The sequence below is a fragment of the Acinetobacter sp. 'aerobic (ED)' genome, from assembly GCF_904886855.1.
In the GTDB taxonomy this organism is placed as follows: domain Bacteria; phylum Pseudomonadota; class Gammaproteobacteria; order Pseudomonadales; family Moraxellaceae; genus Acinetobacter; species Acinetobacter courvalinii.
Genome location: NZ_CAJHGI010000005.1, coordinates 328,881 through 336,263 on the forward strand (window position 1 = coordinate 328,881; position 7,383 = coordinate 336,263).

Here is a 7,383-nt window from a genome sequence, read left to right on the forward strand (position 1 = left end):
TAAATTGTATGTGTTGAAGATTGAAATAAATAAAGAGGTCATATGGGTAATTTTTTTCTTTTACAAGCATTAACGGTAATTTTTGCATTATCCATTGCCACCACTATTTTTAATAAACGAATACTGGGTTTTCCTCAAGCGATTGGGGTCCCGATTGTTTCTGCGATTTTTGTCTTTATTTTACAGTGGGGCGCAAGCCTGTTAAATGGCAACCAGTTTATTACCATTAATATTCATAATATTGAAGCTGCTGTAAGAAATATTGATTTTTATGATTTTTTAATTAATGGTGTGATTTGTTTTATTTTAACCTCTTCAGCACTTAAGTTTAAAATTTCAGATTTAAAAAACTATTGGAAACCTATCGGTATTTTAGCCACGATTGCATTGGTGCTATGCGCAGGATTTTATGCAGGTTTATTGTATTTATTTCAATGGCTGGTTGGTTATCCGGTCCCGATTGGCGTTTTATTGTTATTAGGCGCAGCGCTTGGGGCGACAGATCCTATTGGTGTTAAAGGTGTACTCAGTTCAATTCGTGCGCCACATCATCTCATGGTAAAGCTGGAAGGTGAGTCTTTATTTAATGATGCCATGTGTATTGCCTTATTTATGACTTTATTAAAAGTGCTGCAAGGTGAGCATTTTTCATTATTGGCAACCGTTGAAACCTTACTTTATGAAATCTTTGTCGCGGTGATTATTGGTTTTGGATTCGGTTTTGCAATCTTGCGTTTATTACGCGGTAAACACGAGATGGAGTCATTAATCTTAACCACAGCCTTGCTGGCCAGTGGTTCTTATCTGGTCGCATTATTTGCTCATGCATCAGCGCCGATCGCTTGTGTCATTGGGGGTCTCATTGTCGGCAACAAATGGCAAGAGATTCGTGAACAGCGTGAAATACGTGAAGTGAATCACTTCTGGCATACGGTTGAAGGCATTATCAACTCCTTCTTATTTACCCTGATTGGTCTGGAGCTCTTTATTCTTGATCTGAGTGCTAACCTGATTATTGGCGGGATTATTGCGTTTATTATCCTGCATCTGTCCCGTTTTGCGGCCAACTTTGCTTCTTTTGCCTTATTTCCCTCTTTCCGTAAAAAAAGCTATAACGGCAGTTTAGCGATTCTATCCTGGGGAGGGGTACGTGGTGGTATTTCACTGGCCTTGATTCTGGCTGTGGCCAACATTCCTCAGCTTAGCCCATACAGCAGTATCCTGATTGGTTATACCTTTATCAGTGTGTTGCTGTCCGGGGTGGTATGTGGTCTTGGTTTGCCTGCGGTGATGAATGCGTTCTACTACAATCCAAATGAAGAGAAAGAAGGCTTAAAAGGCTTCTATCAACGCATGTGTAACAAGATGAACCGCCGTGGTTTTAAATATATTATTGGTGAGGATGCTTTAGGGCGAGAGACGATTACTATCTATAACCCTGAAATTTTACTGGATCAGAAAACCGAGGACGGGGTCGCCACCATGCATCACCCAAGTAAACGGGAAGAGGTCAAACGCTTGGAAAATCCTGATAATTTTTAATCGTATATTTTTTTCTTTTGTTAAAAAAAGCCTTTTTATAATGAAAAGGCTTTTTTGTTTTTAGTTAATAAAATCGTTAAATGGTGTGTTTAGTTTAATTAAAGTGTGGGAGCGGCTTTTATTTTAATTTAAATAATATATTTAAAAAGTTTGTTTAATTTAATTAAAATACTTTTTAGGAACTTATTATTTCTTTGTAAATTTATTTGTTTAAAAGTGTAAATTTTTTATTTTTTAAAGTAATTTTTATTTTTTTTGTTGTTGTAAAACATATATTTGTGTAAGTGTTATAATTTATTTCAATGTAAGTTTATTTTCTTTGTTTTGTGAGCTATTTAACATTTATTCGGTTTAATTTAAAGTAGTGTCGTGAACTCTATCACTTGAAAAAATAATTTTAACTTCAGTAATAACGTCATTAGAAATTGATTTGAAATTAATAATATATAATTGAGGAATATAATCATGTCTGAAATACAAATTATTTCCAAGGAAAGTCATAAAACCCTTGCAAATACGACGGAAAAAACAACGACTTTACCATCTGAGGCCACGGTGGTTCTGGTTAAGATCCCTGTCAACGATATCTCAACAGTAAAAAGAGATGGTTCTAATGCCGTTATTTTACTGAAAAACGGAGAAACAATTGTTATTCAAAACTTCTTTAATGAAGGGGCGAATCTGGATAACAGTCTGGTTTTTCAAGGCGAAGATGGTCAACTCATTTGGGCACGTTTTAAAGATGCCGAAAATGATGCGGATGCAGATAGTGACGCAGATGCAGATGCAGATGCAGACACGGAAGGGGCAGTATACTTAGAAGAAACGCCAGCGGTTGTGCCAGAGGCTGCTCCAGAGGTTCCTGTTTCAGATGTGGTCTATCAACCGATTCAGTCTGTAGAACCTTTGCTTTACCATGATGGTGGTATGAATCCATGGTTGTGGGCTGTGCCTTTAGTGGCTGGCGGTATTATTGCAGCCGCAAGTGGCGGCAGCGATGGTCATGGGCGCGATAATAATAATGGTAATAATCCAGACACTACACCGCCAGACACTGGCGCAGTTAAATTTAATGTAGATCCGGTGACTGCGGATAATGTCCTGAATGCGGCAGAATCAGCATCGACCGTCAAGGTGACTGGTACCTTAACCGGTGTCCCTGCTGATGCAGCAAACACAGTGGTGACACTCGTCATTAATGGTAAGACTTATACGGCAACGGTAGATCCAGCAACCGGTAAATGGACTGCTGATGTGGCAGGTAGTGACTTACTGGCTGATAGTGACAAAACCATTGATGCAAAAGTGACTTTCACCGATGCCGCAGGCAATAGCAGTAACGTTACGGATACACAAACTTATAACGTAGATGTGACTGCACCAGCGGTACCAGAAATTGATCCAATTAATGGCAAAGATCCGATCACGGGGACAGCAGAACCTGGTTCAACCGTGACTGTGACCTTCCCTGATGGCAGTACCGTTCAGGTTCCTACTGATCCAACTACAGGTGAATGGACCGTACCCAACCCGGGCGATTTAAAAGATGGCGATACGATTAAAGTTATTGCGACTGACCCGGCAGGTAACCCATCTGCACCGGGCTCAGAAACCGTGGTTATTGATAGCACACCACCAGATACAGATGGTGTTCAATTTAATGTAGATCCAGTGACCGCAGACAACGTTTTGAATGCGGCAGAATCCACTTCGACTGTGAAAATTACCGGCACTTTGACCGGTATCCCTGCTGATGCAGCAAGCACAGTCGTGACACTCGTCATTAATGGTAAGACTTATACGGCAACTGTAGATACTGCAACAGGAAAATGGACGGCAGATGTCGCAGGTAGTGACTTGTTGGCAGATAGCGATAAGACCATTGATGCAAAAGTGACGTTCACTGATGCTGCAGGCAATAGCAGTAACGTGACCGATACCCAGGTCTATACAGTGGATACCACAGCACCAGACAATACCGGTGCAACCCTTGCGATTGATGCGGTAACTGCAGACAACGTATTGAACGCAGCAGAGTCAACTTCGACTGTGAAGGTGACCGGTACTTTAACCGGTATTCCTGCAGATGCCGCCACCACAGTGGTGACTTTAGTTATCAATGGCGTGACCTATACCGCAACTGTAGATCCAGCAACAGGAAAATGGACGGCAGATGTTGCAGGTAGTGACTTGCTGGCAGATAGCGATAAGACCATTGATGCGAAAGCGACTTTCACCGATGCAGCAGGCAATAGCAGCAACGTTACGGATACACAAACTTATAACGTGGATGTGACTGCACCAGCGGTACCAGAAATTGACCCAATCAATGGTACCGATCCAATCAAAGGTACTGCAGAGCCGGGTTCAACCGTGACTGTGACCTTCCCTGATGGCAGCACTGTTCAGGTTCCTACTGATCCAACCACAGGTGAATGGACCGTACCAAACCCGGGCGGTTTAAAAGATGGCGATACGATTAAAGTTATTGCGACTGACCCAGCAGGTAACCCATCTGCACCGGGCACAGAAACCGTGGTTATTGACGGCACACCACCAGATACAGATGGTGTTCAATTTAATGTAGATCCAGTGACCGCAGACAACGTTTTGAATGCGGCAGAATCGACTTCGACTGTGAAGATTACCGGTACTTTGACTGGTATCCCTGCAGATGCAGCAAGCACAGTAGTGACACTCGTCATTAATGGTAAGACTTATACGGCAACTGTCGATGCTGCAACAGGCAAGTGGACGGCAGATGTGGCTGGTAGTGACTTACTAGCAGATAGCGATAAGACCATTGATGCAAAAGTGACTTTCACTGACGCCGCAGGCAATAGCAGCAATGTTACGGATACACAAACTTATAATGTAGATGTGACTGCACCAGCTGTACCAGAGATTGACCCTGTCAATGGTACCGATCCAATCACCGGTACTGCAGAGCCTGGTTCAACCGTGACGGTGACCTTCCCGGATGGCAGCACTGTTCAGGTTCCTACTGATCCAACCACAGGTGAATGGACTGTACCAAACCCAGGCGGTTTAAAAGATGGCGATACGATTAAAGTTATTGCGACTGACCCGGCAGGTAACCCATCTGCACCGGGCACAGAAACTGTAGACCTTACTCCACCGAATACGGGTAACGTTGAATTTAGCGTTGATCCGGTTACAGCAGATAATGTCCTCAATGCAGCAGAGTCAACGTCGACTGTCACAATTACAGGTAAATTAACAGGTGTGCCAGCAGATGCTGCGAGCACTGTTGTGACGCTTGTGATTAATGGTGTGACCTATACAGCAACTGTGGATGCAGCGACGGGTAACTGGACTGCTGATGTGGCAGGTAGTGACTTGCTGGCAGATGGCGATAAAACCATTGATGCGAAAGTGACTTTCACCGATGCAGCAGGCAATAGCAGCAATGTTACAGATACACAAACTTATAACGTGGATGTAACTGCCCCAGCAGTGCCAGAAATTGATCCAGTCAATGGTACCGATCCAATCACCGGTACTGCAGAACCGGGTTCAACCGTGACGGTGACCTTCCCGGATGGCAGCACTGTCCAGGTTCCTACCGATCCAACCACAGGTGAATGGACCGTACCAAATCCGGGCGGTTTGCAAGATGGCGATACTGTTACAGCGATTGCCACCGACCCTGCAGGTAACCCGTCAGCACCAGGTTCAGAAACTGTAGATACAACTCCACCAAACAACAGCACCACCACGATTACCATTGACCCGATTGCGGGTGATAATGTTGTTGATTCAACAGAGGCAGGTGCCAGTCAAGTCATCAGCGGTAAAGTCACAGGCGAGTATCGTGTTGGTGATGTAGTTACTGTCAATGTGAATGGTATCAACATTACAACAACGGTTCAGACGGGTGGTGTGTGGAGTATCACGGTTGACGGTGGGCAACTGGTTCTTGATGCAGATAAAACCATTAATGTGACTATTCAGGCAACAGATGCTGCTGGTAATGTGGGGAGTGTAACGGCTGATGCGACCTACACGGTCGATATCACCACGCCTGTTGTGGTGATTAATCCAATTGCGGGTGATAACGTTCTGAATGCAGCAGAAGCTGGCGTCAATCAAACCATTAGTGGTTCAGTGGTTGGCAGCTTTACTGTTGGAGATAAAGTCACTGTCAATGTCAATGGTACAGATTACACCACTACTTTAGATAACAACGGTAACTGGAGTATTGAGGTTGCTGGCGCTGAGCTAACCACAGATGCGGATAAAACCATTAATGTGACTGTAGATGTAACTGGCGTTGGTTCTGTTACTGCAGATCATACTTATACTGTTGATACAACAGCCCCTGACAACAGTACAACGACGATTACAATTAATCCGGTTGCGGGTGACAATATTCTGGATTCAACAGAAGCAGGCACAGATCAAACGATTAGTGGTAGCGTAACAGGCGAATATAAAGTTGGTGACGTCGTTATTGTCAACGTTAATGGCGTGGATATCACGACAACGGTTCAGACGGGTGGTGTGTGGAGTATTACAGTTGACGGTGGTCAATTGGCGCTTGATACAGACAAAACCATTAATGTAACTATTCAGGCAACAGATGCAGCAGGTAATGTAGGTAATGTCACTGCAGACATTACTTATACCGTGGATATCACCACACCAGTGGTAGTGATTAACCCGATTGCTGGGGATAACATTGTTAACGCAGCAGAAGCGGGTGTCGATCAAACCATTAGTGGTTCAGTGGTTGGCAGCTTTACTGTGGGAGATAAAGTCACTGTCAATGTGAATGGCACAGATTACACGACTACCTTGCAAACAGGTGGTACATGGAGCGTCACTGTTCCAGGTAGCGATCTGACTGCAGATACAGACAGTAAAATCAATGTAATGGTTGAAGTTACAGGTGTTGGGCCAATCAATGCTGATCAAAGCTATACAGTAGATACGAATGCACCAGATACGACAGGTTCGGTATTAAGCATTAATGACGTAACTGCCGATAATGTATTGAATGCTGCAGAATCAGCAGGCACTGTGACCATCACAGGTACTTTAACAAATATTCCAGCCGATGCCGCAAGCACGGTTGTTACGCTTGTAATTAATGGCGTGACTTATACTGCAACCGTAGATGCAGCAACCGGTAACTGGACAGCCGATGTAGCAGGTAGTGACCTGTTGGCCGATGGCGATAAAACCATTGATGCCACAGCGACCTTTACTGATGCGGCAGGTAACAGTAGCACTGTCACTGATACGCAAGTGTATACAGTGGATACCACAGCACCAGACAATACAGGTGCAACCCTTGTAATTGATGATGTGACTGCAGACAACGTCCTCAACGCAGCTGAATCAGCTGGCACCGTGACAGTAACAGGTACCTTGACTGGTATCCCAGCCGATGCAGCAAGCACAGTGGTGACTTTAGTTATCAATGGTGTGACTTACACTGCAACTGTAGATGCAGCGACAGGTAAATGGACAGCTGATGTGGCAGGTAGTGACTTGCTGGCAGATGGCGATAAAACCATCGATGCCACAGCGACCTTCACCGATGCGGCAGGTAACAGCAGCACAGTCACCGATACTCAAGTCTATACAGTGGATACCACAGCACCAGACAATACAGGTGCAACCCTTGCAATTGATGATGTGACTGCGGACAACGTCCTCAACGCAGCTGAATCAGCTGGCACCGTGACAGTAACAGGTACCTTGACTGGTATCCCGGCAGATGCAGCAACCACAGTGGTGACTTTAGTTATCAATGGTGTGACGTACACTGCAACTGTAGATGCAGCGACAGGTAACTGGACAGCCGATGTGGCA

2 protein-coding genes are annotated in these 7,383 nt (G+C 44.4%); both read left to right on the forward strand.

Annotated elements, in window-relative coordinates:
* The first annotated feature begins 42 nt into the window (after positions 1–42).
* Positions 43–1,542 carry a cation:proton antiporter gene (locus tag JO943_RS12830; protein ID WP_005288466.1) on the forward strand — a complete coding sequence of 500 codons (1,500 nt, stop codon included), beginning with the start codon at positions 43–45 and terminating at the stop codon, positions 1,540–1,542.
* A gap of 465 nt (positions 1,543–2,007) precedes the next feature.
* Positions 2,008–7,383: Ig-like domain-containing protein (locus tag JO943_RS12835; protein WP_202740963.1), on the forward strand; the 5,376-nt coding region annotated here is incomplete at its 3' end.

Excerpts from the sequence above, each read along its gene's own strand:
- JO943_RS12830 (WP_005288466.1), top strand. The coding sequence starts at position 43 with ATGGGTAATTTTTTTCTTTTACAAGCATTAACGGTAATTTTTGCATTA.